The 24,495-nt window shown below is 64.3% G+C and carries 26 protein-coding genes; 8 read left to right on the top strand and 18 right to left on the bottom strand.

Annotation, left to right across the window (positions count from 1 at the left end):
- Window positions 1-12 precede the first annotated feature (12 nt).
- Window positions 13-1,203, bottom strand: a complete 1,191-nt coding sequence (locus ACGFK1_RS18210; protein WP_393431910.1) for an amidohydrolase family protein — start codon at window positions 1,201-1,203, stop codon at window positions 13-15.
- 36 nt (window positions 1,204-1,239) lie between these two features.
- Window positions 1,240-2,799: an AMP-binding protein gene (locus ACGFK1_RS18205; RefSeq protein ID WP_393431907.1), complete on the bottom strand. Its 1,560-nt coding sequence runs from the start codon at window positions 2,797-2,799 to the stop codon at window positions 1,240-1,242.
- Between the two features lie 80 nt (window positions 2,800-2,879).
- Between ACGFK1_RS18205 and ACGFK1_RS18200 the strand changes: the two genes are divergently transcribed.
- Window positions 2,880-3,596 (top strand): enoyl-CoA hydratase/isomerase family protein, encoded by a 717-nt coding sequence (locus tag ACGFK1_RS18200; RefSeq protein WP_393431904.1) that lies wholly within the window; start codon window positions 2,880-2,882, stop codon window positions 3,594-3,596.
- Window positions 3,597-3,599: 3 nt separating this feature from the next.
- On the opposite strand, the gene ACGFK1_RS18195 is transcribed toward ACGFK1_RS18200, so the two are convergent.
- From ACGFK1_RS18195 to ACGFK1_RS18180, 4 genes are read right to left on the bottom strand one after another with little or no spacing between them, the layout of a single operon-like run.
- Window positions 3,600-4,121 (bottom strand): VOC family protein, encoded by a 522-nt coding sequence (locus ACGFK1_RS18195; protein WP_393431901.1) that lies wholly within the window; start codon window positions 4,119-4,121, stop codon window positions 3,600-3,602.
- The gene (locus ACGFK1_RS18190; RefSeq protein ID WP_393431898.1) at window positions 4,118-5,140 is read right to left on the bottom strand and encodes a zinc-binding dehydrogenase; all 1,023 of its coding nucleotides are present in this window, start codon (window positions 5,138-5,140) and stop codon (window positions 4,118-4,120) included. The genes ACGFK1_RS18195 and ACGFK1_RS18190 overlap by 4 nt, the downstream gene beginning before the upstream one ends.
- Window position 5,141: 1 nt before the next feature.
- A complete protein-coding gene (locus ACGFK1_RS18185; RefSeq protein WP_393431896.1) occupies window positions 5,142-5,945 on the bottom strand; it encodes an SDR family NAD(P)-dependent oxidoreductase in 804 nt (267 codons plus the stop codon).
- Window positions 5,942-6,367 carry a nuclear transport factor 2 family protein gene (locus tag ACGFK1_RS18180; protein ID WP_393431893.1) on the bottom strand — a complete coding sequence of 142 codons (426 nt, stop codon included), beginning with the start codon at window positions 6,365-6,367 and terminating at the stop codon, window positions 5,942-5,944. The genes ACGFK1_RS18185 and ACGFK1_RS18180 overlap by 4 nt, the downstream gene beginning before the upstream one ends.
- Window positions 6,368-6,431: 64 nt before the next feature.
- Here ACGFK1_RS18180 and ACGFK1_RS18175 point away from each other — a divergent pair, with 64 nt between their 5' ends.
- The 4 genes from ACGFK1_RS18175 to ACGFK1_RS18160 are packed head-to-tail and all read left to right on the top strand — an operon-like array spanning window position 6,432 to window position 9,203.
- A complete protein-coding gene (locus tag ACGFK1_RS18175; RefSeq protein ID WP_393431890.1) occupies window positions 6,432-7,079 on the top strand; it encodes a TetR/AcrR family transcriptional regulator in 648 nt (215 codons plus the stop codon).
- A 21-nt stretch (window positions 7,080-7,100) separates the two neighbouring features.
- Complete coding sequence (locus ACGFK1_RS18170) at window positions 7,101-7,535, top strand: Zn-ribbon domain-containing OB-fold protein (RefSeq protein ID WP_393432365.1); 435 nt, start codon at window positions 7,101-7,103, stop codon at window positions 7,533-7,535.
- Window positions 7,536-7,548: 13 nt separating this feature from the next.
- Window positions 7,549-8,691, top strand: a complete 1,143-nt coding sequence (locus tag ACGFK1_RS18165; protein WP_393431887.1) for a thiolase family protein — start codon at window positions 7,549-7,551, stop codon at window positions 8,689-8,691.
- 56 nt (window positions 8,692-8,747) lie between these two features.
- Window positions 8,748-9,203 (top strand): hypothetical protein, encoded by a 456-nt coding sequence (locus ACGFK1_RS18160; protein WP_393431884.1) that lies wholly within the window; start codon window positions 8,748-8,750, stop codon window positions 9,201-9,203.
- On the opposite strand, the gene ACGFK1_RS18155 is transcribed toward ACGFK1_RS18160, so the two are convergent.
- Window positions 9,161-9,799, bottom strand: coding sequence for a TetR/AcrR family transcriptional regulator (locus ACGFK1_RS18155; RefSeq protein WP_393431881.1), 639 nt, complete (start codon window positions 9,797-9,799; stop codon window positions 9,161-9,163). The two genes, ACGFK1_RS18160 and ACGFK1_RS18155, sit on opposite strands and share 43 nt — an antisense overlap.
- 131 nt (window positions 9,800-9,930) lie before the next feature.
- Between ACGFK1_RS18155 and ACGFK1_RS18150 the strand changes: the two genes are divergently transcribed.
- Together ACGFK1_RS18150 and ACGFK1_RS18145 are read left to right on the top strand one after the other, a co-directional pair.
- Entirely contained in the window at window positions 9,931-11,211 is a 1,281-nt protein-coding gene (locus ACGFK1_RS18150) for a cytochrome P450 (RefSeq protein ID WP_393431878.1), read from the top strand.
- A gap of 112 nt (window positions 11,212-11,323) precedes the next feature.
- Window positions 11,324-11,611, top strand: coding sequence for a hypothetical protein (locus ACGFK1_RS18145; RefSeq protein WP_393431875.1), 288 nt, complete (start codon window positions 11,324-11,326; stop codon window positions 11,609-11,611).
- Here ACGFK1_RS18145 and ACGFK1_RS18140 read toward each other — a convergent pair.
- Entirely contained in the window at window positions 11,608-11,994 is a 387-nt protein-coding gene (locus ACGFK1_RS18140; RefSeq protein WP_393431872.1) for a hypothetical protein, read from the bottom strand. The genes ACGFK1_RS18145 and ACGFK1_RS18140 overlap by 4 nt on opposite strands.
- A 78-nt stretch (window positions 11,995-12,072) precedes the next feature.
- Here ACGFK1_RS18140 and ACGFK1_RS18135 point away from each other — a divergent pair, with 78 nt between their 5' ends.
- Window positions 12,073-12,615, top strand: coding sequence for a hypothetical protein (locus ACGFK1_RS18135; protein WP_393431869.1), 543 nt, complete (start codon window positions 12,073-12,075; stop codon window positions 12,613-12,615).
- Between the two features lie 14 nt (window positions 12,616-12,629).
- Here the strand turns inward: ACGFK1_RS18135 and ACGFK1_RS18130 are convergent, their stop codons facing one another.
- The 10 genes from ACGFK1_RS18130 to ACGFK1_RS18085 are packed head-to-tail and all read right to left on the bottom strand — an operon-like array spanning window position 12,630 to window position 24,492.
- Complete coding sequence (locus ACGFK1_RS18130; protein WP_393431866.1) at window positions 12,630-14,342, bottom strand: MCE family protein; 1,713 nt, start codon at window positions 14,340-14,342, stop codon at window positions 12,630-12,632.
- On the bottom strand, window positions 14,342-15,667 hold the full coding sequence (locus ACGFK1_RS18125) for an MCE family protein (protein ID WP_393431863.1): 1,326 nt from the start codon (window positions 15,665-15,667) through the stop codon (window positions 14,342-14,344). The genes ACGFK1_RS18130 and ACGFK1_RS18125 overlap by 1 nt, the downstream gene beginning before the upstream one ends.
- A complete protein-coding gene (locus ACGFK1_RS18120; protein WP_393431860.1) occupies window positions 15,664-17,163 on the bottom strand; it encodes an MCE family protein in 1,500 nt (499 codons plus the stop codon). The genes ACGFK1_RS18125 and ACGFK1_RS18120 overlap by 4 nt, the downstream gene beginning before the upstream one ends.
- Window positions 17,147-18,250 (bottom strand): MCE family protein, encoded by a 1,104-nt coding sequence (locus ACGFK1_RS18115; protein WP_393431857.1) that lies wholly within the window; start codon window positions 18,248-18,250, stop codon window positions 17,147-17,149. The genes ACGFK1_RS18120 and ACGFK1_RS18115 overlap by 17 nt, the downstream gene beginning before the upstream one ends.
- A complete protein-coding gene (locus ACGFK1_RS18110; RefSeq protein WP_393431854.1) occupies window positions 18,250-19,278 on the bottom strand; it encodes an MCE family protein in 1,029 nt (342 codons plus the stop codon). The genes ACGFK1_RS18115 and ACGFK1_RS18110 overlap by 1 nt, the downstream gene beginning before the upstream one ends.
- Complete coding sequence (locus tag ACGFK1_RS18105) at window positions 19,275-20,474, bottom strand: MCE family protein (RefSeq protein WP_393431851.1); 1,200 nt, start codon at window positions 20,472-20,474, stop codon at window positions 19,275-19,277. The genes ACGFK1_RS18110 and ACGFK1_RS18105 overlap by 4 nt, the downstream gene beginning before the upstream one ends.
- Before the next feature lie 10 nt (window positions 20,475-20,484).
- Window positions 20,485-21,342, bottom strand: coding sequence for an MlaE family ABC transporter permease (locus tag ACGFK1_RS18100; RefSeq protein WP_393431848.1), 858 nt, complete (start codon window positions 21,340-21,342; stop codon window positions 20,485-20,487).
- 3 nt (window positions 21,343-21,345) lie between these two features.
- A complete protein-coding gene (locus tag ACGFK1_RS18095) occupies window positions 21,346-22,161 on the bottom strand; it encodes an MlaE family ABC transporter permease (RefSeq protein WP_393431845.1) in 816 nt (271 codons plus the stop codon).
- Complete coding sequence (locus tag ACGFK1_RS18090; RefSeq protein ID WP_393431842.1) at window positions 22,148-23,317, bottom strand: thiolase family protein; 1,170 nt, start codon at window positions 23,315-23,317, stop codon at window positions 22,148-22,150. Before ACGFK1_RS18090 ends, ACGFK1_RS18095 begins: the two co-directional genes overlap by 14 nt.
- Window positions 23,314-24,492 (bottom strand): OB-fold domain-containing protein, encoded by a 1,179-nt coding sequence (locus ACGFK1_RS18085; protein WP_393431839.1) that lies wholly within the window; start codon window positions 24,490-24,492, stop codon window positions 23,314-23,316. The genes ACGFK1_RS18090 and ACGFK1_RS18085 overlap by 4 nt, the downstream gene beginning before the upstream one ends.
- Window positions 24,493-24,495: the final 3 nt, after the last annotated feature.

The following is a 24,495-nucleotide window of genomic DNA, read 5'->3' as shown; positions in this document are numbered from 1 at the left end:
GTTGCGGGACGGTCACACCGTGACGAGCCGGTCCAGGTTGCCGCCCATGATCTTCGCTTGATCCTCGACCGAGAGGTGCTCGAGCGCGGTGACGTAATGGGTCGGCTCGGCGAGGCCCTCCGGATGCGGCCAGTCGGAGCCGTAGAGCACCTGCTCCACGCCGACCAGGTTGATCAGGTCGTCGATGCCCTCCTCGTAGAACGGGCTGACGTGGATGCGGTTCTTGATCTCCTCAACCGGGTTGCCGGGGAAACTCTCGGGGGTCTTCTTGTACACCTCGGCCATCGAGTCAAGAAGCGGGAACATCCATTTCGACCCTGCTTCGACGATCGCCACCTTGAGCGCCGGGAAGCGGAACAGCGCACCGTGAATCACCCACGACGCCACGGCGTCCTGGATGGGACGCCACTCGTTGAGGATCGACATCGCGTTGGTCTGAAACGGCAGCATTTCCTGGGCCGCACCGTCCCATTCGGAGGTGTAGCGGGAGTAGCCGCTGTCCGACGAGTGCATCCCGATCAGCACGTCGTACTCGACGCACTTCTGCCAGAACGGGTCGAACTCAGGCAGCGCGAACGACCGCGGCCCGCGGAAGCCGGGCACCGGCGCCGGACGGATCAGGATGGCGCGCGCGCCACGCTTGACGCACCACTCCAACTCCTCGATCGCCTTCTCCACGATGGGCAAGGTGATCACCGGCGTGGTGAAGATGCGGTTCTGGTAATTGAAACCCCACACCTCGTCGAGCCACTGGTTGAGCGAATGGATCAGCACGTGGATGGCGACCGGGTCGTCGCGCAACCGCTCCTCGATCAGGCTGGCCAGCGTCGGGAACATCAGCGAGCGGTCGACCCCCAACTCGTTCATCAGCTCGAGACGGGGACCGGGCTCGAAGAACGCCGGAATGGACCTCATCGGTTCGCCGAACAGTTCACGCTTGCTCTTACCCTCGGGGTTGCCGAACTTGAAGTACTCCTCCCATGCGCCCGGCCTGGCGACCACCGAGAACGTGGGGTTGGGGATGTAGTTGCTGATCACCCCGCGCAGCGCAATCTTGGTGCGACCGTTGACCTCCACGTACTGGACGACGTCCTGGTACTCCTTGGGCAGGTATTTGGTCAGCGCCTCCGGCGGCTCATACAGGTGGTTGTCCGCATCGAACAGCGGAAACGGTATGTCGACCCGGTGCGACAGTTGCCCCATTGGAACACTCCTTTTCTGGTTGTGAGAATCATATTCTCACTTTTGACAAGTCGCAATATCCTGCCGGGCCGCCAGCACGTTCTGGCGCACCCGGAACTTCTGCACTTTTCCGCTTGCGGTGCGCGGATAGTCGTCCACTTGGTGCAGTTCCTCCGGCCACTTCTGAGTTGCGACGCCTGCCTGCCTAAAGTGTTCGCGCACCTCGTCGATGGTCGGCATCGAGTGGCCGGCCCGCACGCGCAGCACCGCGGCCGTCTGCTCCCCGAGCCGTTCGTCGGGGGTGGCCACCACCACCGCCTCCGCGACGCTCGGCATGCTCAGCAGCACCTCCTCGACCTCGAGGGCACTGATGTTCTCGCCGCCCCTGATGATCACATCGGCCTTGCGGTCGGTGATGGTCAGATAGCCGTCGTCGTCGAGCATCCCCACATCCCCGGTGCGGTACCAGCCGTCGGCGTCGAATGCCTTGGCCGTCAACTCGGGATCGGTGTAGCCGAGGCACAGGTCGGGACCGCGGCTGAAGATCTCGCCGTCACTGCCGAGCCGGATCTCCACGCCAGGACGCGCATTGCCGTCGGTGTACAGCCGCTTGTCCTCGGGAGCGGTCGGTGCGGACCCGGTGATGGACGGGTGTTCGCTGCTGCCGTATGACCGGAACACGAACATGCCGAGGTCGGCCAGGCGCCGCGTGACCGCTGCGGGCACCGTTGAGCCGCCGAGGCCGACGGTCGTGAAGTGGCTCATGTGCGCGGGCGTGCAGTCCGGGTGGTCGAGCAGGCTGGTGACGAAGTACGGGGGGCCGCCGCCGATCGACAGCCCTTCGCGCTCAATGAGTTTGAGCACCTTGCCGGGATCCCAGACGTCGCAGAGGTCGATTGGCGCACCTTCGAGAACCGGAATGAGGAAGGCGCCCAGCATGCCGATGAAGTGGCCGACCGGCGTTGCGGTGAGCTGGCGACCGCGGTCCTTCGGATAGTTCTCCAACAACTGGCGCGTCTCGAAACCCAACGTCTGATGGCTGTGCACGACGCCTTTGGGATTACTTGTGGTGCCGGAGGTGAAGGCGATCAGGGCCGGCCCCGCGGGGTCGGTGGGCAGCGTGCCGTCGAGCGGTTCGTCGGCGAGCAGCTCTTCGTAATCGGAGCCGACGAGCCCGACAATCGGGATGTCCGCGCACAGGTCTGGCTGAAACCGCATGCGTCCGAACTCTTCTGCGGTGATGAAGACACGTGGCCTGGCCGTGCCGAGGATGTGGCCGAGTTCCTTGCGCCCGTAGAAATGCACGATCGGCACCGTCACCGCGCCCAGGAATGTCGAGGCCCAGAACGCGGCGGCCGCCTCCATCCAGTTGGGCAGCTGCAACGCCACCACGTCACCGGGCCCGACACCGCGGGCCCGCAGACCGGCCGCCAGCCGACGCGCCTCCAACTCGACGTCACCGAAGTTGCCGGCGAACGGCCGCACCGCAGAATGCACGACGAATCCGACGTCGGGGTTGTCCTTCAGGCCGCGAGCGATGAGGTCACCGAGGGTGTCTCGCGTCCACCAGCCCTCCTCCTCGTAGCGTTTGGTCAGCTCGACAGGGATGTTTCGCATGGCTAGGCGGCACCTCCACTCCCGCTGCGATGCTATTCTCCGCTGCAGAGAATGCCAATACCGCAGACGGAGAACGCTCGATGGTCGACCTTGAGTTGGACGACGGCCTGGCGGTCATCACCATCGATCGGCCGCACGCCCGCAACGCGATTTCGCTGGAAACCATGGACCAGCTCGAGAAGGCGCTCGACGGGGCCGTCGGCGCCAGCGCGCTGGTGCTCACGGGCGCGGGTGATCGCGCGTTCGTCTCCGGTGGCGACCTGAAGGAACTCAGCGCGCTGCGCACCGAACACGAGGCGGCGGCGATGGCGTTTCGGATGCGCACGATCTGCGACCGGATCGCCGGATTTCCCACCCCCACCATCGCAGTGCTGAACGGCCACGCGCTCGGTGGCGGCGCTGAATTCGCCGTGGCGGCAGACATCCGGCTCGCCGCCGACGACATCAAGATCGGGTTCAACCAGGTGGCGCTGGAGATCATGCCGGCCTGGGGCGGTGCCGAGCGGCTCGTCACGCTCGTCGGTTACGGCAAGGCGCTGCTGCTGGCCGGCACCGGCGCCGTGCTCGATGTGGCCGAGGCCGAACGAATCGGCTTGGTGGACAAGGTGTTACCGCGCGCCTCCTTCGAGGACGGTTGGCGCGGTATCGCCAAGGCGTTGGCGAGTCGGCCGGCCGATGAGATCAAACGCGTGATGAAGGGGGCCTCGACGACGGAGGCGGTGGCGGCGTTTGCCCGGCTGTGGATCGCCGACGAACATTGGGCGGCCGCAGACAAGGTAATGAAGCGCGGCAAGTAGTCGCTAGCCGCCCATCTCGCGGATGGGGTCGCTGCCGTCCCAGTTCGCCGCCGCGTCGCGAATGAACGCGGAACTTGCCTTGGTGGTTTCCGTGAGTTCGGAGATTTCGATGACGGTCGCGGGGCTGTTGGGCGGTTCGACGTAGGCGAAGCGCACCCCGAAATCTTCGCCTCCGGACCACACGACAGGCCAGCCCGCGTCCTCGACGGCCTTCATCGCGGCATCGAATTCCTCTGCCCAGTACGCCAACTGGTGATAGCCGGGGCCGTTGGCAGCGAGGAATTCGGTGAAGATGCTCGGCGTCTCGTCGTGCTGGTAGATCAGCTCGATCTGCATCTCACCGCTGTTGGACAGCGCGAGCGACAGCGTCGTCTCACAGGGCTGGCCACGGTAGTGCGCCCGCATCGACAATCCCCGCACGGCGAACCAGGGTCCCACATCCAGCGCGACCCAACTCGCGATCGCCTCGTCGATGTCACCGACGACGTAACCGATCTGACGGATCGGACCTGGCAGCACGTTCATGATGCCGTGGGATGGACGACGACGCGCGGCGGCCCCTGCGCCTTGCGTGCGTGGTCTATCGCGGCGGGCACCTCGTCGAGGCCGATCACCTTGCCGATGCTCGGCAACGGGTCGAGTTGACCGCTGACCACCGCATCGAGTGTGCCGTACCAGTCGACGGGATGCGGGCCACCGCCGAACTGAATGGTCACCCCCTTGTGCGTGGCCTCGGTGACCGACACCGAATCGCTGCCGTGCCAACCGCCGGCGGCGAACAGCCGGGCCTGGAACTCGCATGACCCGATGATGTCGCCGAGCAGACCTGGTGCGCCGACGCATTCGAAGATGACCTGCGCCTTCTGAATTCCCTTGTCACTGGCCACTTCTCGCCACACGTCATAGGGCGAGCGCTCAGCCGGATTCACCAGCACATCTGCCCCGAACTTTGTTGCGTAATCCAGGCGTTCGGCGCTGTAGTCCGAAACGATCACCGGGCCGACGCCACGCGATACCAGAGCCGCGACCGCGGAAAGGCCGATGGCGCCGGCCCCGACAACGAGCGGCAGCTCACCGGGTCCGATCGCAGAACTGCGAACGTAGAACTCCCCCACCGCGAACGCATCGACCACCGCGACCGCATCGTCGGAAACACCGTCGGGCACCGTGCGGGCCAACACCTCCGACACCAGCATGAGCTCACCGAACGCCCCTGGGGCATCCGGATCGTGGCCGATCACATGCGGTTCGGCGCCCTCGCGGATCAGCAACGGGAGGCTGGTGACGCGTGAGCCGATCGGGAAGTCATCGGAGCACTCCGGCCCGTGGCCGACCACCTCGCCGATGAACTCGTGTCCCATGACGGTGTCGCGCTCCGAATCCCAGACGAATCGAGGGGCCGAATTCGGATGGTCCATGTAGTGGACGTCGGACGCGCAGATCGCCGCGCTCAGCGGTCGGATCAGCAGTTGACCGGGGCCGGGGACGGGATCGGCGGTGTCGCGGACCTCGAGCGCGCTGTCGCGAAGCACTACCGCACGCATGTCAGACGCTCCTTTTGGCCGCGAAATCCAGTGAGGCCGTGCTCATCATCTCCACGAGAGCGCGCCGGTCAATGGTCCACACCGCAGCAGAAGCCGCCCGATTGTTCTCCCCGACCACATGCACCGGACCGTTGCCGATGTTATCGATGATCTCGCGGGCTACGTCCTCGGACAACATGTGCGCGGCGGGGTCGTACTCGATGCCCATCCGCCGAAGCGCCGGGGTGTACGTCATGCCGAGTGGTGTGCAGCAGACGTCGACACCGTGTGGCCGAAGCTCGGCCCACAGTCCCTCGGCGAGATTGTGCTGGAACGCCTTGACCGCCGAGTACATCGCGAGCGTGGCGGATCCGGCAAGGCAGGCCAACGAAGCGACGAGCACGATGCCTCCGCGACCGCGCTGACGCATGGCCGTACCGAAGTGGTGTGCGAGGACAGTTGGCCCGATGCAGTCCAACTTGATCTGCTCGAGTGAGTAGTCGACGTCGTTGTCCAGAAATGCGTTGGTCCGATCCGACGCGCCGGCGTTGTAGATCAGCAGCCCTACGTCGAGACCGTCCGTCGCAGCGGCCACTTCCGTGCCGGCGCCAGGGTCGGTGAGGTCCTGCACGAGCACCCTGGTCTGCACTCCGTGGTCGCCGCGTGCTCGGGTGGCCACTTCGTCGAGCAGAGGCCCGTTGCGCGCGATCAGCACCAGATCCATTCCACGCGAGGCCAATTGGTCGGCCAGTGCGGCACCGATGCCCTCGGAGGCTCCCGCGACGACGGCCCACCGGCCGTACTTCTCGACGAAACCTCCGGTCATGAGTTGGCAGCCGATGGCGCGCCCGCGTGCACCCGCGCGATGCTCGTCGTCCGGCGGGAGATGCGCCAGCCATCAGACGTTCGGACCAGCTCGTCGTCGTAATGCCCCAGCGCTTCAACCCAACTGGTCGCGTCGTCGGGGACCGCCTGCAGCACAGCGTGTACGTACGACCGCGCCGTGGCGAATTCACCTTCGACGGCAATCGCGAAGTTGGTCAGCCGGTGATACGTCGGCCCCATCGCGTTGTGAAGCTGCCGCATCAGGTCGGTGATCGCATCGGCGCCCGAGTAGCGGCCGACTTCGCCGTAGTCGACATCGACGTCCTCGGTCCAGCACCTGCGCAGCAGCGGCCAGTCTTTGGAATCGATTCCGGTGGCGTAGCGGATCAGCACCTCGGCGATCTGCTCCTTGTCGGCATCCACACGGCGAGGCTATTTCACAAGTTAGACTCGGGTCAACTATGCATACCGTGGAAAAGCATTGCCAATGCCTGAGATAGCTCGGATATCTGTTGCTGACCAAGGTCAGCGCCGGGCCTCGTTCCAGCAGGCGCGCTCACACCAGACCAAACGGTCGCTGGTGCAGGCGGCGATGGCGTTGTGGCGCACCAATGGGTATGCGGGCACGACCGTGGCCGACATCTGCCGGGCCGCGGGCGTGTCGAAGGCGTTGTTCTACTTCTACTTCCCGCGGAAGGAGGACGTCCTGTTCGAAGTCGGGGTGTTGTCGACGGATGTCGCGCACAACGTCGCGACCGAGATGATGGCCAAACCGTACGAGGTGTCGGCGGTCATCACGGCGGTGCTCGCCAGCATCGAGGACACCATGCGGCGCAGCACGCCCGAACTCATCATCGAGGCCATTCTCGAGGGATATCGCCAGGCGCTCGCCGGCCACGATCATCTCGAGCGGACGTCGCTGATCTTCGCCGAGATCTTCGAGCGGGCGCAACAGGACGGCAAGCTGCCCCGGCACGTCGATGTCGCGCATGTCGCGAACGTCGCTCAGTCTCTGGTCGGCGAAGGTGCGCGCCACTGGGCCGCGGGCAAGTACGGCGGGCGGTCCTTCGCCGAGGTGGTCAGTCGCGACATCACGGCGTTGGTCGTTGGCTATGCGCGCTCGTGTTCTCTCTAGACGAGAATCCCATTTCCGGTTATCGTGAACCGCGTGTCAGCACAGCAGATTGCGCTTGCGCCGGAGATTTCGACCTGGCCTGCCGAGAACCCTCAACTCATCGGGAGCACCTGCGGTAGCTGCGGAGCCACCGCCTTTCCCGTACAGCGGCGCTGCCCGAAGTGCAGTGCCGGCCAGATGTCCGAGGTGCTGTTACCCCGCCGCGGGACTTTGATCGCGTGGACGACGCAGGGCTTCCCGCCCGGCGCGCCGTACAAGGGTCCGACCGGTAAAGACTTCGTCCCATTCGGCGTGGGCCTGGTGCAACTCGATGACGTCATCCGCGTCGAGGGCCGCCTCACCGAGAATGATCCGGCCAAACTCCAGTTCGGCCAGGAAGTGGAACTGACCATGGTGCCGTTCACCACCGACGAAGATGGCAACGAGGTCGTCACCTTCGCCTTCCAACCGGTCTAAGAGAGGAACGCCAATGAACGACGTCGCCATCATCGGCGTGGGTCTGCACCCGTTCGGACGCTTCGACAAGACGGCGATGGAGATGGGCGCCGACGCGATCGACGCTGCCCTCACCGACGCGGGAGTGCAGTGGAAGGACATCCAGTTCGGCTTCGGGGGCAGCCATGAGGTCTCCAATCCCGACGCGGTAACCCGCCTGGTGGGCTTGACCGGCATCACGTTCACCAATGTCTTCAACGCGTGCGCTACCGCCGCGTCGGCGATCCAGCAGACGGCCGACACCATCCGGTTGGGCAAGTACGACATCGGCATCGCGATCGGTCTCGACAAACACCCGCGTGGTGCGTTCACCGACGATCCCGCCAAGCTCGCGCTGCCGCAGTGGTACGCCGAGAACGGTCAGTTCGTCACCACCAAATTCTTCGGGATGAAGGCCAACCACTACATCCACAAACACGGCATCTCGCAGGCGACGCTGGCGAAGGTGGCGGCGAAGAACTTCCGCAACGGCGAGAAGAATCCGAATGCGTTCCGGCGCAAGCCTATTCCCGAGGAAGAGATCCTCAGCTCGACGGTGCTCAACTATCCGCTGACGCAGTACATGTTCTGCGCTCCCGATGAAGGCGCGGCCGCGGTCATCATGTGCCGCGGCGACATCGCGCACAAGTTCACCGACAAGCCGGTCTATGTGCGGGCCACCGAGATCCGGACCCGCACCTTCGGCGCCTACGAGGTGCACGCCACCTCGGCGCCGCTCGATGAGGACCCTTCCCCCACGGTGTTCGCAGCCAAGGCCGCATATGAGGCCGCGGGCATCGGCCCCGAGGACGTCGACGTCGCCCAGTTGCAGGACACCGATGCCGGCGCCGAGGTCATCCACATGGCCGAGACGGGGCTGTGCGCAAACGGCGATCAGGAGAAGCTGATCGCCGACGGCGAGACTGAAATCCACGGCTCACTGCCGGTCAACACCGACGGAGGGTTGATCGCCAATGGTGAGCCGATAGGCGCCTCGGGGCTGCGGCAGGTGCACGAGTTGGTGCGTCAACTGCGCGGTGAGGCAGGCGATCGGCAGGTGCCCGGTAATCCCCGCGTCGGCCTGGCGCAGGTATACGGCGCGCCGGGCACCGCGTCGGCGACGATCCTCAGCCGGTAAACGCCGGATCTGCGATTCGGAGCCCGGTGCGAAAACAAGGTTCTAAAATCTCGCAAATGATGCTTCCGGCTGCGCGCGCTCGGGCCAGGCCGCTGCTTGCCATGGTGTGGGCAACGGCGCTGGCGGCCGCCTGCCTCAGTGGCGGTACACCCCGAGCGGCCGCGGACAACGATCCGCCGCCACCGCCGTTGCACAACGTCCACTACACGGTGTGGGCCGAGCAGCCGTTCACGGTCGAGATCTACTACCGCGACGTCGACCCGCCGAACTGGGCTGACTACAGCCACAACCCCTATCAATTCAGTCCCAATGTCGAAGCCGACGTCGGGCCGAACCAGCAATGGAACCTTGACGTCGGTCTGGCCGACCCGGATCAGTGGGCGATGGTGGTCGCTGGCACCGGCGAGTCAACGAAGAGGCCGAACATTCACTGCGCGCTTGCCGTCGACGGTGTGGTCGTGAAGACCAGTCAGGGGCCGAAGGGCGCGCTTTGCTCGATTCGCCCGTGGTGAACTTCGACCGATAGCGGTTCACCTTCGAGGCGGCGTAGCCATTCCTCGCAATACTTGAAGGTTTCGTCGTGACCCGAAGACATGCCGAGCGCGCGTTCCATCACGATCGCCTGCGACACGCTCGTCGCGAACACCGTCCACACAACGGGCGGGACCTCCGAAGTGGCGATGCCGTAACGCTCCAACGCGGCGGCGATGGCTTTGTTCTGTTCCTCACGGAAACGCTCGGCGTAGTAGACGATTTCGGCCCGCAACGCCTTGCGATGGTTGGCCAGACCCATGAACTCCATCGTCAGTCGCGTCGCCTCCGGCATCGTGCTGAAGCGCCACAGCGCCCAGAGCGGTTGCGGCGACGCCAGCGCCGTCTTCAGCACCCCGAGTCCCTCTTCCGCTCTGCGCCGGAACACCTCGAGGAACAGGTCCTCCATCGTGCGGAAGTAGTAGTGCACGAGTTGCGGCTTGAGACCGGCCCGTTCCGCAACCCGCCGCGAGGTGACCGCCGCGTAGCCCTCCTCGAGGAGCAGTTGCTCGGCGGCGTCGAGCAGCACGCCGCGGTTCTTCGCGTCCGGCGCTCCGATTCTTCGCGCCGATGCCATGTCAATTCCTCTCATAGCTGCTGCCACGCAGATGGTAGCCGCCGCCCCGTGGTGTCACCTTGACCGTGACTCTACGTGCATGCTAAGCAGATGCTCAGCATATCTCGCGATCCGGAAGGAAGCGCAAGCAGATGACCACTGATTACGACGGTGTCGACTACTTCACGGATCCGTCATTGGTGCCAGACCCTCACCCGTACTACGACCACATCCGCGGCAAGGACCCCGTGTGCTGCCCGATCAACAACGGAGTCCTCGCCGTCACCGGCTGGGAAGCGGCCAACAACGTCTACAAGGACTCCGAGAACTACTCGTCATGCGTTGCGGTGATGGGACCGTTCACACCGATCCCGTTCACCCCGGAGGGTGACGACATCTGCGCGCAGCTCGAAGCGCACCGCACGCAGATCCCGATGTTCGAGCACATGGTGACGATGGACCCGCCGCAGCACACCAACGCTCGCTCGATCCTGTCTCGACTGCTGACGCCGAAGCGGCTGAAGGAGAACGAGGACTTCATGTGGCGGTTGGCCGATCGCCACATCGACGAGTTCATCGCCGACGGCCGCTGCGAGTTCCTCGCCGCATACGCGAAACCGTTCTCCCTCTTGGTGGTTGCGGACTTACTGGGCGTCCCGGAAACCGACCACGAGGACTTCCGTCAGTCCTTCGGTGCAGGACAGCCCGGAACCAACATCGGCGCCCTGGACCATGAGGTGATCGCCACCAATCCGTTGGCGTGGGCGGACGAGAAGTTCTCGCAGTACATCGAAGATCGCCGGAAATCGCCCCGCGACGACGTGCTGACCTCCATCGCCACCGCCAAGTACCCCGACGGCTCCACCCCTGAGGTGGTCGACGTCGTCCGCACCGCGACGTTCCTGTTCGCCGCCGGTCAGGAGACCACCGCGAAACTACTCGGCGCGGCGCTTCGTGTGCTGGGCGACCGGCCCGACATCCAGCAGCGGCTCCGGGATGACCGCAGCCTCATTCCGGTCTTCATCGAGGAATGCCTGCGGATGGACAGCCCCGTGAAGAGTGTGTTCCGAATGGCCCGCAAGACAACGGCTCTCGGCGAAATCCCGGTGCCTGCAGGTACCACGGTGATGGTCAGCCCCGGCGCGGCCAACCGCGATCCCCGCCGGTTCGAGAACCCGCACGAGTTTCAACTGGACCGCAAGAATGTCCGCGAACACATCGCGTTCAGCAGGGGGATCCACTCCTGCCCGGGTGCCCCGCTGGCCCGCGTCGAGGGCCGGGTGTCAATCGAGCGGCTCCTCGACCGGCTGGCCGACATCAGGATCAGCGAGGTCGAGCACGGCCCGATCGACGCGCGCAACTACACCTACGAGCCGACGTTCATTCTGCGCGGACTCACCGAACTCAACATCGAGTTCACACCGGCTGGGTAGGCTGGCGCACATGCGCAAGGTCTTTGCGGCGTCAGCAGTTGCGTGCGGATTGGTCACGGCGACAATATCTCTCGCCGGTCAGGCTACTGCGGCGTGCGATTCCGTCGACTGCGTGCCGAACGTCGCGCGAGGCGTCGCTGCAGGCGCGCCGTGTACGCCCGCACCGTCGTTCGTGTTCGGCCTCGGTGCAAGCGGCGGAACGCTGATCTGCGCCTCGCAGGGCATGTGGGTGCCGGTCGGGCCGTTGGTCGGCACACGTGAGGTGGCGCTGCCCTGCGATCAGGCCGGCGCGACGGCACAACAACCGTTGGCAGGCAACGACTTACAGCTGATGCGAACCCCTGGGGTTCCGCTGCGGTGCGCGTCGGTCAACGGCGCCCTGCGGTGGGTGAACTTCTAGGTATCTCCGCGCACCCAGCGGCTGGCGCCCTCGTAGGCCACGCACGTCAGGATCAAACCGTCAGGCGCCTGCGCCATCTCGCCGTCCATCGCCGGGCAGAAGTCGTTTTCGTTCTTCACTCCGTGCATTTCGGGTGAGCGGAACCAACGTGGTTCATAGCGCCGTGGCGAACCGCAGAACACCAGGCGTCCCCATGACGTCACACCGAACGCGTAATAGGTGGGGTTGTCGCAATAGGAACCCAGCACGACGTTGGGCTTGATGCCGGGCGTGCAACTCGGATAGTTGCAGTCGGTCGGATCGTTGTCAGCGGCGACTGCGGGCGCAGCCGCCACAGATCCGGCGGTGAGGACGGCAGCAAGCACCGCGACGGTGGATCGCACGGCACAATTTTTCCACACCTGGGAACGAAATTCTCGCTCTTGGAGAGGATTACTACCGGGAACGATAGGCTTGACGTCATGCGTGGAGTTGAGCTGCGGGCCGCGGGTGGAGCGATCGTTGCCCTGGTCGGAATCATCGGGACAGCCCCCTCGGCGCAAGCCACGGACTACGGGGTTGCGCTCAACGGCACCTATCGAGCCTTCTCGAACGGCGAATGGGCGCAAACCAGCGCAGGTCCGAATGGCGCCGGCGGAGCGATGGTCTACATAGACCAGCCGTCGAAGATCGAGACCTATTTTGTCACCTCGGATTGTGTCAGTCCGATCGAATGCTACGGCGAGGTCAGAAGCGACGCGGGCTGGACGGGTGCGCTGAACTTCAACGGCGATTCGTGGCGGATCGACCGCGACATCCCGAACTGGCTCCCGTGCCCCGACGGCACTGCGGCCCCTGCTCACCAGAACTTCGCACTGTGGGGGTTCAATCCGGTCACCAGCGAGAAGAACAAGGACCGGAACTTAGTCGTCGGCTGGGAAAGGACACAGGCGCCCAGTGGCGCATGCGGTTACAGCAAGCCGGTTGTCACCCAGTTGCCCGTGCGACTGGAACTGATGTCTTAGGTGCCTCCCGCCGATCAGATGGGCAGCAGGTCCTTCCACGATTTGGGTTGCGTCCCGGCAACCGGGGTCGACACCTGCTGAAGCCGCCCATCGGGGCTCATATAACGCCCCGTGCGGGGGTCGTAGCTCGCGATCGCGACCGATGGACCGCCATGTCCGTTGTCGTTGAACGCGCTTGGCGCGACAGGAACCCCGCCGTCTGAGGGTGGCACCTCCGCGGGCCCGGGGAGCGGACCGTGCGGCACCGGTGGCGCCTCTCCGGCAACGGGCGCGACCGGCGCCTCGACGGGCGGTATCGGCTCTCCGTTCAGGGAATTGCCCGGAGGGGGCGGCGGCAACGGCGGCCCCGAAGGTGTGGGTGACACCGGGGCTGCCAACGGATCCGGCGGCAGACCGAGCGAGCCCGTACCCGGCGGCAGAGGTGTGCCCTCGACCGGCGCGTGGATTCTGTCGTTGAAGTCGACCCGGTCGTCGATCGGCACGCCTTGCGCGACCAGGTTCGGGTCGAATGGATTCGGGCCGAGGCTGTGTTGGCGCATCGCCAGGGGCACAAACCCCTTGGGGTCGTTGCAGAGTTCGACTGTGGGGGCGCGCTTTCCGGGGTGCGCCATGCAGGGGTAGTTGCGGGCGCCACGCACGGCGATGGGCGAATCCTGCGGCAGTTTGCAATACAACCCGTCCGGCGTGTCGATTGTGGTGGTGTCGGCGGGGTTGCGCCACTGCGACGGCGGCAGGAAACCGACCGTGCATGCGTTCGGATCAGCGACGGTGAGTGAGAAGTCGCTGAGGGGCAGTCCCGTCGGGTTGTTCTTCGGAAGCCCGAATGACTGCTGGGCCGCGATGACCCCGGGCAGAAGCACCAGGAGTTGTTCCAGCGACGGGTTGTAGGTGACGAGGATCTGACCCACGGTGGTGAGGTTCGCCAGCAGTACCGGCAGAGTCGGCTTTATTTGAGTGAGAAGCGCTGAAACCTCCTCCGCGAAGCCGGGTCCGCGTTGCAGGAGCGCTCGCACCTGCGGGTCGTCCTGCGCGATCTGGTCCGTGATTCCAGCCAAGCTGCGCGCCCACGTCCGAATCGCGTCCGTGGTCTGGGCCTGCGAATCCAGAAGTGGCCCACTGTCATCGATCAGCGCTCGGCTCTGGTCGGATACGTCGTTGAGGTAACCGGTGATCTTTGACGACGAGTCGACAAGGGATTGGAAGTCGTCGCCGGCGCCGTTGAAGGCCTTGAACGACTCGTCGAGCAAGTCACTGATTCGGTCTTTTGGAATGCTGCCTACAAGCGCGCTGAGTTGGTCCAGCATTGGACCCACCTGCTGCGGGACTGTGGTGTTGTCCACGGTAATCACCGAGCCATTGCGCAGATACGGGCCCGAATTGGTACGCGGACGCAGGTCCACATACTGCTCGCCGACAGCGGAAACGCTGAGGACGTTTGCCTGCAAATTCGCGGGAATCTTCGGCGAAGTGCCCAGCGTCATCTTCGCCTCCGCGCCGGTCTTGGTGAGCTTGATGTCCCTCACCTCCCCGACCTGCACCCCCCGGTAGGTCACGTTGGCAAAGCGATAGAGGCCGCCGGCGGCCGGCAGTTCCAATGTCACCTGAATGTGGCCGATACCGAGCAAGGCCGGCAGCTGCATGTAGGTGAAAATCATCACCGCCACACCGACGATCGACGCGATGGTGAAGATAATCAGCTGGTTTCGGACGAAGCGCGTCAAAACCATCAGCCACCGCCTCCCGGTGTCGATGGGACCGCCGGCGGTGCCGGCTGTTCGGGGGCATACGGCCCTGCAAAGACTTGCGAGGATGTGGTCACCGGAGCCGCGTTCGCCGGTGGCACCACGGGCACCAGCGGCTCGGTGACTGCCGGCATCGGCCCACTCGGCGGCGCTTGCGCAGGAGGCAACCCCTCCGCGGCGGTCGCATCCTCGGGAGGTGGCGGCGCGACACCCACACCGAGCGGATTGTAGGAATAATTCAGATAGAACGGATCTCCGGGCGCGGGAATGAATTTAGCGTCCTGGTCGCCCCACCGAGTGCCGAGGAAGAAGGTCCGCTTCAGTCGCGGATAGGTGATGTCGAAAACGGCGAACAGGTTGATGTTGTCCCCGCGCGCGACTCGGTCGGCGAAGGTCGGGCCGTACGGGAAGGCGGTGGCAAATCGAAGCCCAACCGTCAGATCGGGTCCGACGTCGGCGAGTGCCTTGATCGTCGGCTCGAGATTCTTCAGGTCGGCCACCAGATCGTCACCCGCATCGTTGACCAGCCGAGTCGCGGTGTCGCTCAACTGGCCGAGCTTCGACAGCGCGGTCGTCAACCGCGGCCGCTCCCTGACCAGCACATCCAATGCCGGCGGAATGTCCTTGAGCGCGCGGTCGATCACATCGCGTTGCCCCGCGAACGTGCCGGCAACTCGCCTCAGTTGCTGGATGGTGGAAATGATGTTGTCGCGTTGCTGATCAAGTACGCCAACGACGTTGTCGAGGCGGGTGAGCAGCTCGCGGATCTGTGGTTCGCGTCCTGACAACGCGGCGCTGAAGTTGTGGATGATGTCACCGATCTGTCCCAGACCGCCTCCGTTGGCGATCACCGACAGCGATGACAGTGTCTGTTCCGTGGTCGGATAGGCCGAAGACCGGTTCAAGCCGATGGTGGCACCGGGCTGCAATCTGCCAATTGGCTTTTCGCCGAGCGGCGGGTTGAGCGCCAAGTGCATCGAGCCCAGCAGGCTGGTCTGACCGACCGTGGCCACCGCATTGGCAGGCACGACCACGTCGGGCTTGACCGAAATCTCCACATCGGCATGCCAGTCTTTGACGGTCATCTTGCCGATGCTGCCGACGACGACGTCGTTGATCATGACCGGCGAATTCGACTCCATCGTAGACACATTCGGGATCTCGACGTGATAGGTGACGGCGTCCGGTCCACGTCCGACTGCGCCGGGTAGCGGTAGCGAGTTCAATCCTTCGAACGAGCAACCCGTCATCGTCACGGCCAGACACGCCCCGATGATGGTGAACCACCTCACTTTTCGGCTGCCGGTCACGGTCGTGGCCCCCCTTCTGCGGGCAGCAATGGCGTACCGGGTGCCACGGGCGGTGGCGCCTGATCAGCCGGAAGCGCAGGGTTTTGCGGAAGCAGCATGCCGTCAACGGTCGGCGGCGGTCCGGGAAGGATGGTGGGCGGACCCGGAATCGGTGCGCCGGGGAATAACGCCGGCGACGGAGTGGCGGGTACTTCTCCGCCTGGCGAATACAACCCCGGCGGCGCGGGTGGCTGTCCCCAGCCGGGGGGCGGTGGGACATCGCCGGCACCGGTGTATGCGGACACAGTGGGCGGTGGCTCGGGCGCGTCGCCTGGCCCGGCACCTCCTGGCGCTAGCTTCGGGTCGGTGTAGATGATGTTTTCCGGTTTGGGCGCAGGTCGCAGGTACAAGTTGATGGGGAACGGCAGATTGTTGAAATTGAGCAATCGCAAAGCCGGTCCAAGGTATTGCGAGCAGAGTTTCGCCGTTTCGGGTGCGGTGGTGTTCTCGACGGCGCCGATCAGGCCGCAGAAGAAATAGACCGGATTGGCGAAGTTGGCGAGCGAAATCGCGCCGCTCACCCCGCCGGAGGGCGGGTAGTAGATGTTTTGATAGTTGGCGACCGCGTTCGGCGTGATATGGAGGACGTTCTCAAGAGCCATGTGGTTGTCGACCAGGATCTGGGTGACTTCGCCCAGGCTCCTCACCTGCTCGGACACCTGGTCGCGACTGCCGGCGACGAAGCGCTGCACCTCGCCGAGGGCGACCGACAAATCCTTTAGCGCAGCGTCCAGATCGGACCTACTGTCGTTCACGACACTTGTCAAACTGGCCAGCCGGTTCTCGAACATGACGATCTGTTCTTTGCTGTCGCGAAGTGCGGTGACGAAGATCTGCAGATTCTTGATGATATCGGCGACGTTGCCGCCGCCTTCGGCGAAAATCCTTGCGGCGCCGGACAATTGGGCCAATGTCTGCCGGAGCTTGGCGCCGTTGCCGTCCAATGCGTCCGCGGCGCTGTCGATGAACCTCGAAACGGAGGTGCCCGACACCCCGGCCTTCGGCCCCAAATCCGTTGCCAGGCGCATCAACTGCGTCTTGACCTCGTCCCACTCGACGGGGACTGCGGTTCGGTCGATGGGTATCACCGCGCCGTCATGCATGGTCGGTCCGCCACCCTTCCGGTACGCCGGCGTGAGCTGTACGTACCGCGCCGCGACCAGGTTCTGGGCGACGATGACCGCCTTGGCGTCAGCCGGAATGGGCACGTCGCGACCGACCTTCAAGGTCATCTTCGTTTGCGTGCCTTCGGGTTGGATGGAGTCGATCTTGCCGACCTTGACGCCCGAGACGCGGACCTCGTCGCCGGGATAGATGGCGGTCGCGGTCGGGAAGTAGGCGGTGATGGTGTGGGGTTTGAAGAAGGCCAAGCGCACCAACATCACCGCTCCGGCCAGGAGGACCACGGCCAGAAGCACGGCGGTGAGTGCGACGAGGCGCTTACGGGTTGCCATCATCGGGCAGGTCTCCTGGTAGCGGGATCCCGTTGACTGGGAAGGGCAGCTCGGCGCGTGGGCCCGCGTTGTCCGGCGGCTGACCTGCGTCCACGCCGCGTCGGAAACCGAAGACGTAGTCCAGGAACGGCTGCAGGATCTGCGCTGGTGAAATGTTGGGTACGAACGCGTTGTAATAGGCGCCGGTGGCCACGATCTCACCTTGAGTGAGCTCGTATTTGGCCAGGCCCGGGATCGCCTTGGAGAGATTGTCCCGGTTCTTTATCAGCATCGCGTTGACGCGATTCAGCCTTTCCAGCGTCGGCGCCAACTTCTGCTCGTTGTCGGCAACCACGCCGGTTAGTTCACGCGACACCGCCGATGTGTTGGCGAGCAGGCTGACGATCGCCTGTCGACGCTCGTTGAGCACCGCGAGCAGATCGTTGGCATTCAGGATGAGCGTGTTGACCTGGTTGCTGCGTTCCGAGAGGATGCCGGTCACGTCGCCGGCGGTTTTCAGCAGCTCGGCCAAACTTTGATCGCGATCGTTGAGCGATTTCGACAGTCGCGACAGGCCGTCGAACGTCGGCCCCAACTGCGGCGAAATCTGGTCGAGCGTCGCCGCCAACGTGTCGAGCGACTGGTTGAGGGTGTCGGTGTTGGTTGCCGCCGTGTTCGTGGTGAGTTCACTGACCGCGTCGGTCAGCGAGTACGGCGACGACGTGCGCGTCACCGGAATAGTCTGATTGTGGTCCAGCGTGCCGCTTCCCGAGGAGTCTAAGGCGAGCACCCGCTCGCCCAGCAGGGTTCCGGTTCGGATGTGCGCAGTGGTTTCCGAGCCGAGGGCGGCGCTACCTGCGATGGTGAAGGTGACCAGCGCGTCGCCGTTGTCGAGTTCGATCGAGGACACCGAGCCGACCTTGATGCCGGACACCGTCACGTCGTTGCCCGTCGCGAGGCCGCCGGCCTCGGTGAAGAGCGCCTGGTACTTGATGGCGGTGGCGTATTGCAGCAACTTTTGCGGTTGAAGGCCCACGACGATCACCAGAATTATCAGGATGACGCCGATGACCCCTGCTTTGATGAGTTGGGATCCGCTGTATCTGTCCATTACTGTTCGGCGCACCTCCCTGTCTCTTGTTTGATCCAGGGGAAGACCACGGTGCGGCCTGTCAGGTCGCTGGCCCGGAAGGTGATCCCGCAGATGTAGTAAGGGAAGAACGAGCCGTAGGAGCCGACCCGCGCGAGTTTGCGGTAGAGCTCGGGCAGCCGCTGAAGGGTGGCGTCAAAATAATCTTTGTGTTTTCCGTCCAGCAGGGGAGCCAGCCTGCTCAACTGGTCGACGGTGCCGGCCAACGGCGGGCGCGCACGGCCGAGCAAGTCGGCGAGTGAGGCGGTGCCGTTGTCGAGAGACGTGATCGCCTGAGCAATGGGATCGCGGTCGGCCGACAAGCCACTGACCAGTTGCTCGAGCCGGTCGATCGCACCGGAGAATTCGTCACCGTCCTTGGATAGTGTTCCGAGGAGCGTTCGCAAGTCGTCGATCAACTGCTCGATGACCTGGCTGTTATCCGCCAAAGAGTTTGAAAATGACGATGTCTTCGAGAACAGTGATTCGAGGGTTCCCTCTTGGCCCTGCAGGATTTGGACGAGCGAGGAGGTGAGCGCGTTCACGTCTTGCGGATTCAGGCCTCGGATAACCGGTTTCAGCCCCCCGAGCAGCAGGTCGAGGTCCAGGGCGGGTGCCGTACGATCCGCGGGTATCTGTGAGCCGACCGGTAGTATCTTCGTCGATCCCGGGCTGTCGGCGAGTTCGAGAAAGCGATCGCCGGTTAGATTCAGATAGCGAATCTGCGCTCGGGTTCCGGTGGTCAGCACAACGGTGCGATCCGCGTCGAAATCGACGAGCACGCGGCGGTCCGGCTGCAGCGACACCCCGTTCACGGTGCCGACCCGAATCCCCGCGACTCGCACGGTATCTCCCGTTTTGAGTCGTGAAGCGTCGGTGAAGATCGCCGAGTACCCATTCGTCGCACCAGTTCTCATCTGGCTGAAGATCAAGAACAGGAAGGCGGTCAAAACCGCCATCACGACCGCGAAGACCGTGAATTTGATGAGCGTGCCCCTCGCGCGTGTCATCCGGGCATTCCGATCTGTGCGGAGTTACGCGGCGGTCCAGGAATCGGCCCGAACAACCAGTTCTTGAGTCCCGCCGAGTTCAACAGAATGCCCTGGTTTCCGTATTGGTACGGATTGGCGCCAACATCAGCGACGATGGCCGGCACCCGGAACTCGGGGGGAACATTGGGCAGACCCAGTTCCTTGCAATATGGCCGGCCCTTGGCGGCGACCTTCGGCAGGTCATTCGGATAGCGATAGCGTTCGGTACCGAGTGTCAGACCGGCAGACACGACCACGGCGCTGTTGTTACCGGGAAGTGGTGGCGAATTCGCCATCACGGCTAGTCCGGCAATCGAACAATTCACTGATTCGTGATACCGGCTGAGCAGTTCGGTGGTGGGCACCAGCAGGCGCGCCACCTCGGCCAGCGCTGGTTCGTTACCGCCGATCACCTCGTTCCCGATGTCCGCTAAACCGATTGAGCTGACCAGGAATTGGTCAAGCTCCTGTTGTTGGTCGACGACGGAATTGCTGATCGTTGTGGTGCTATCAGCGGCCTTGATGAGGTCGGGTGCCGCATCCGCGTACGCGCTGAGTGTCGGAACCGCGGATTCGAGGTCGCGGCTGAGGTTTGGCAGGCTCGGTTCTATTTCGGCGAGGAAAGCGTTGAAATCGGTCAGCGTCCTGCCAAATTTTTCGCCGCGACCGTTGAACGCCTTCGCGATTGCGCCGAGGGTCTGGTTGAGCTTCGCGGGGTCGATCTTGTCCAGCACCTGCACCAACTGCTGAAAGACGGTGTTTATCTCGACCACGACGTGCTGGCTCTGGATCACTTGACCGGGGCGGAGCTGCTGCGCTGAAGGATTATCCGGGGGAACCATGTCAACAGACTTGGCGCCGAACACCGTTGACGATTGGATGTCGACGTTCACGTTTGACGGGATGAGATGTAGCTGCGACGGATCCATCGCCAGGTGCAGCGCCGCGGTGCCGTCCGGCTGGTACTCGATCGACTCGACCTTGCCGACCTGCACGCCACGCATCTTGACCTTGGCATCGTTGTTCATCACCAGACCAGCGCGATCCGAAATCACCGTCACCGGCTCGGTTTTGGTAAAGCTGCCCCGGAACAGGCCGATGGCCAAAGCGATGATCAACCCAATGGCGACAATAAACGCCAAGCCCGTCAACGGGCGGACCGCACTACTCTTCATCGGCCCCCACCTACCCTGACAGGTTGAAGTTGCCGTTGGAACCGTAGATGGACAGCGACACCAGAAGGGTGACCGAGACGACTACGACTAGCGAAGTGCGCACCGCGTTCCCAACTGCGACCCCGACACCCGAGGGCCCGCCGGCGGCGAAATATCCGAAATACGTGTGTACCAACAAGATCGTGATCGCCATCAGTATCGCCTGCAGGAAAGACCACAATAGGTCGATCGGGTTGAGGAAGGTGTTGAAATAGTGGTCATACAACCCGCCGGACTGTCCGAACAACACCACCGTCGTGAACTGGGAAGCCAAAAACGACAGAACCACCGCAATCGAATACAGCGGCGTGATCGCGATCATCCCCGCGATTAGCCGGGTCGACACCAGGTATTCGATGGGACGGATCGCCATGGACTCCAGCGCGTCGATCTCCTCGTTGATTCGCATGGCACCCAACTGCGCGGTCACACCAGCGCCGAAGGTGGCGGCCAGACCGATACCTGCGACCACCGGTGCGGAGATGCGGACGTTGATGAATGCGGCCAAGAAGCCAGTGAGCGCCTCAATGCCGATATCGCCGAGGGACGAATAGCCCTGAACGGCCAATGTGCCACCGGCTGCCAGGGTCAAGAAGCCGACGATCACGACAGTGCCACCGATCATCGCCAACGTCCCTGCGCCCATGGAGATTTCGGCGATCAGCCGCACAACCTCCCCACGGAAATGAATGGCAGCATGCGGCACTCCGCCCAGCGCCCGCAAGTAGAACAGCATATGGTCGCCAATGCTGCCCAACGCGTCAGTCGGTCGCTTGAGCACCCGCGTCAACCGCGGATACGTCGCCTTCAGAACCGTCATGGTGCCCATCGATTAGCGGCTTCCCGTCGTCATCTGGATGCCGATCGCCGTGACGACCACGTTGATCACGAACAACGCCATGAACGCGTACACCACCGTCTCGTTGACCGCGTTACCGACAGCCTTCGCGCCACCACCAGAAATGGTGAGCCCGCGGTAGCAGGCCACCAACCCGGCGATCAACCCAAACAGCAACGCCTTCACACACGAAATGATCACCTCGGGAACCCCGGTCAACAGCGTGATGCCCGCAGCGAACGCGCCCGGGTTGACGTCCTGGATGAAGATCGAAAACGTATAGCCGCCCAGGATTCCAATGATCACCACGAGGCTGTTGAGCAACAGCGCCACCAGGCCCGCGGCTAGCATCCGCGGCGTCACCAACCGCTGCACCGGATCGATACCCAGCACTTCCATCGCGGCGATCTCTTCGCGGATCGTGCGCGAGCCAAGATCCGCGCACATCGCGGTCGCGCCCGCACCGGCCACGATCAGCACCGTCACCAGCGGACCCACCTGCGTCACCGCCCCGAACGCCGCACCCGCACCGCTCAGGTCAGCGGCGCCCAATTCGCGCAGCAGAATGTTGAGCGTGAACGACACCAGCACGGTGAAGGGGATCGCCACCAACAACGTAGGTGCCAGCGATACCTTCACGACAAACCACGACTGCTCTAGAAACTCACGCCACTGAAACGGACGTCGGAAGACGAACCGCACCGCGTCCTTCGACATTGCAAACAATCCACCGACGGCCTCCATCGGCTTGGAACCACGTCCGAGCGAGATGCCGGTCGACCACCGTTCGGGTCCACTACCGCGCGCCATGAGCCGAGCCTTCCAGGAGGGTAACGGCAGCCACCGCGGTAGGGCCGCCGATGTTATGCGCCAATCCGACCCGCGCACCGTCCACTTGGTTGACTGCCTCCCCTCGCAGTTGCGCGAACAGCTCCACGCACTGTGCGACGCCAGTCGCCCCTGGGGGATGGCCCTTGGCCTTCAGCCCCCCGCTGGGGTTGACCGGCAGCGCACCGCCGACACTTGTCACCTCAGCCTCGACAAGCTTGTAGCCCCCGAACCGCTCGGCAAAGCCCAGATCTTCATAGCTGATCAGCTCGATTCCCGTGAAGAAATCGTGAACTTCACTGACATCGACGTCAGCCGGTGTCATGCCTGCCATTGCATACGCCTGCTTGGCCGCGCGGGTCGTGGCGGGAAACGTCGTCATGTCGGGCTTGTGCTGATGCATCACCGAGTCAAGCCCGAGCCCGACACCGCGGATCCACACCGGGCGGTCGGTGAAGCGGTCAACCACCTCGTCGGCGGCGATGACAAGTGCGGCGGCTCCGTCGCTCTGCGGCGCGCAGTCGTAGAGCCGGAATGGGGTGACGATGGTGGGCGCCGCCAGCGCCTGCTCCAGTGTTATCTCGAATCGCAACCGCGCCTTGGGATTGTTCACGCCGTGCCGGTGGTTCTTGACCGCGACCATGGCCAGGTGCTCCTGGGTCGCCGGTGACTCGTGCATGTAGCGACGCACGTGCAGGGCGAATCCGGCGGGCGACACCAGGCCCAGTGGGTAGTCCCATGCCATGTCGCGCGCCATCGCCTCCCACTTCCACAGCATGTCCTTGGAAGTGGTGTCGCGGAGCTTGTCGGCCCCCATCACCAGTGCCACATCGAACGCACCCGAGGCCACCGCGAACAGCGCATTTCGCACTGCGTCATTGCCTGTGGCACAGGAATTCTCGATGCGCGTGACAGGCAAATCGGGAAGACCGAGCGAATCCGCGAGGATGCCCGACGGGAAGCCGTCCGCGGTTCCCATCGCGCCGAACCAGGCGGCCTGCACATCGGTCTTCGACAACCCTTTGTCGACGCTTTTCGCGCACTCGGCGAAGGCCATTGGCAGCAGATCCTTGATGCCGAGTGCGAAGTGCTCCCCGAACGCGGTCATACCCGCTCCGACTATCGCTACGCGCCTCACGCCGCGACCGCCCGCTCCGGCTCGAACATGTACCCGTAATCCGGCACCCCGGAACGGATCGCGACGCGTCGCAGTGCCAGTCGTCCGCGGTCGCCGATGTCCACGGTTCCCGCTTCCGCGCCAGTCACCTTCACCAGCGCCCGCACCCCCACTCCGTCCAGTTCGACGATCACCAGCGAGTACGGTGTGCGCAGTCCGGGCACCGGCATGTGCACAGTGGTTTCGGTGTACACGGTTCCGGTCCGTGGCAGCGCGATCAATTCATAGTCGGTGGCCAGCGCGCCGTCCTCGGCGACCCGAAAGCGCGGCGGGAAGTCCAGTTCCGCACTGCCCGCGAGCTTGCCCGCCTCCCAACGCGTCTTGGCCTCGAACGCCCGCTCGTAGGCGGCCAGCGAGATCGGGATGTCACCGCCTTCGAGGTATGTGCCCTCGGGAATCGGGCGCGCGGGCGGTTCCCGACGATGAATCTCGGCGATGCCTGCGCTCACCGTGATCCCTGACAGGCTGGCCTGCTCGACGGCGACCAACGGCCCGGTGATCCCGGATTCAGCCATGCCTGCGAGCGCGAACAGGCCGGCACTGGCGCCCGCCGTCGGCAGCGGCGGCGGATCGCCGACGCACATCTCGACGGCCCGATCATGCTCGACGCCGGCCACTGCGGCAGGGGTGTCCAGCCATGCCGCAGCCAGTGACGCGACCAGCCCCCGTTCGTGCAGCAGTCGGGGATCGCCGTAGTCGGTGACATCGCCGGTCGCGTTGCGAGTGCGCACCGGAAGACTGCGGGCGACACGCGCGGCGGTGCGCACCTGTACGCCTCGCTCGGCGGTCAGGATCGCCGCCGCGCCCGCGGGGTTCAGATCGGTCCCGATGATCAGTGTCCGCGGCCGCGCCGAACCGACCGCGTCCAGCGTTGCCGGTGCGCCGCCGAGGCGTTCGTCGACCTCGAGTTCGGGGTCGAGTCCCAGGCCCGCCAGCAACACCGCAGCGTTGCTGCTCTCCAGCAAAGGCATGTCGCGGCTGACCAGAACGACTCGCTCGACCGCACCGCTGGCGATCAACGCCGCGCGGCCCGCCTCGACCGCGAGGGTGACCGCATCCTCGTCGTCACCGGCCACCCGCTGCCAGGGCGCACCCCAACACGGCAGGTAGGTGCCGATCGACGAGACATAGGGCATTGA

Source organism: Mycobacterium sp. NPDC048908, assembly GCF_043197955.1.
Classification (GTDB): Bacteria; Actinomycetota; Actinomycetes; order Mycobacteriales; family Mycobacteriaceae; genus Mycobacterium.
Note: the sequence above shows the minus strand (reverse complement) of the source record. Positions and strands in the feature narration are given on the sequence as shown.

Excerpts from the sequence above, each read along its gene's own strand:
- ACGFK1_RS18205 (WP_393431907.1), bottom strand. The coding sequence starts at position 2,799 with ATGCGAAACATCCCTGTCGAGCTGACCAAACGCTACGAGGAGGAGGGC.
- ACGFK1_RS18130 (WP_393431866.1), bottom strand. The coding sequence starts at position 14,342 with ATGGTTTTGACGCGCTTCGTCCGAAACCAGCTGATTATCTTCACCATC.
- ACGFK1_RS18135 (WP_393431869.1), top strand. The coding sequence starts at position 12,073 with ATGCGTGGAGTTGAGCTGCGGGCCGCGGGTGGAGCGATCGTTGCCCTG.
- ACGFK1_RS18110 (WP_393431854.1), bottom strand. The coding sequence starts at position 19,278 with ATGACACGCGCGAGGGGCACGCTCATCAAATTCACGGTCTTCGCGGTC.
- ACGFK1_RS18120 (WP_393431860.1), bottom strand. The coding sequence starts at position 17,163 with ATGATGGCAACCCGTAAGCGCCTCGTCGCACTCACCGCCGTGCTTCTG.
- ACGFK1_RS18150 (WP_393431878.1), top strand. The coding sequence starts at position 9,931 with ATGACCACTGATTACGACGGTGTCGACTACTTCACGGATCCGTCATTG.
- ACGFK1_RS18100 (WP_393431848.1), bottom strand. The coding sequence starts at position 21,342 with ATGGGCACCATGACGGTTCTGAAGGCGACGTATCCGCGGTTGACGCGG.
- ACGFK1_RS18190 (WP_393431898.1), bottom strand. The coding sequence starts at position 5,140 with ATGCGTGCGGTAGTGCTTCGCGACAGCGCGCTCGAGGTCCGCGACACC.
- ACGFK1_RS18175 (WP_393431890.1), top strand. The coding sequence starts at position 6,432 with ATGCCTGAGATAGCTCGGATATCTGTTGCTGACCAAGGTCAGCGCCGG.
- ACGFK1_RS18195 (WP_393431901.1), bottom strand. The coding sequence starts at position 4,121 with ATGAACGTGCTGCCAGGTCCGATCCGTCAGATCGGTTACGTCGTCGGT.
- ACGFK1_RS18115 (WP_393431857.1), bottom strand. The coding sequence starts at position 18,250 with ATGGACAGATACAGCGGATCCCAACTCATCAAAGCAGGGGTCATCGGC.
- ACGFK1_RS18155 (WP_393431881.1), bottom strand. The coding sequence starts at position 9,799 with ATGGCATCGGCGCGAAGAATCGGAGCGCCGGACGCGAAGAACCGCGGC.
- ACGFK1_RS18160 (WP_393431884.1), top strand. The coding sequence starts at position 8,748 with ATGATGCTTCCGGCTGCGCGCGCTCGGGCCAGGCCGCTGCTTGCCATG.
- ACGFK1_RS18105 (WP_393431851.1), bottom strand. The coding sequence starts at position 20,474 with ATGAAGAGTAGTGCGGTCCGCCCGTTGACGGGCTTGGCGTTTATTGTC.
- ACGFK1_RS18095 (WP_393431845.1), bottom strand. The coding sequence starts at position 22,161 with ATGGCGCGCGGTAGTGGACCCGAACGGTGGTCGACCGGCATCTCGCTC.
- ACGFK1_RS18210 (WP_393431910.1), bottom strand. The coding sequence starts at position 1,203 with ATGGGGCAACTGTCGCACCGGGTCGACATACCGTTTCCGCTGTTCGAT.
- ACGFK1_RS18165 (WP_393431887.1), top strand. The coding sequence starts at position 7,549 with ATGAACGACGTCGCCATCATCGGCGTGGGTCTGCACCCGTTCGGACGC.
- ACGFK1_RS18085 (WP_393431839.1), bottom strand. The coding sequence starts at position 24,492 with ATGCCCTATGTCTCGTCGATCGGCACCTACCTGCCGTGTTGGGGTGCG.
- ACGFK1_RS18185 (WP_393431896.1), bottom strand. The coding sequence starts at position 5,945 with ATGACCGGAGGTTTCGTCGAGAAGTACGGCCGGTGGGCCGTCGTCGCG.
- ACGFK1_RS18200 (WP_393431904.1), top strand. The coding sequence starts at position 2,880 with ATGGTCGACCTTGAGTTGGACGACGGCCTGGCGGTCATCACCATCGAT.